This window comes from Gluconobacter sp. Gdi (assembly GCF_014132155.1).
Lineage (GTDB): Bacteria > Pseudomonadota > Alphaproteobacteria > Acetobacterales > Acetobacteraceae > Gluconobacter.
This window is the reverse complement of record NZ_BLJQ01000098.1, coordinates 1-245: the sequence shown is the minus strand read 5'-3', so window position 1 is coordinate 245 and position 245 is coordinate 1. Positions and strand designations below refer to the sequence as shown.

Sequence of the window (245 nt, the reverse complement as noted above, 5' to 3'; positions counted from 1 at the left end):
CAGCGTGCGGGCAGTTTCATGGCGGCTGGCCAGATCCAGCTCTTTTTCCGGGACTTCACGCAATACCAGCAGTTCGAAAGCAGCTGGCAAGGGCTGATCCAGGTGCTGCTGAGAGATAGCAGTGGCAATGCCTATGGCCTGACCTGGAGTAACGCGAGCCTGCAAAACCCCCAGATCAATGCAGGATCCAAAAACAGCACTGTTGTTGCCACCTTCGACATTGAAGGGAACCCCAATGCCGGAAA

1 pseudogene is annotated in these 245 nt (G+C 55.5%); it reads left to right on the top strand.

The window, feature by feature from the left end:
- Positions 1 to 18 precede the first annotated feature (18 nt).
- A pseudogene (locus tag JN414_RS17100) lies at positions 19 to 245 on the top strand (phage tail protein); the annotation flags it as partial.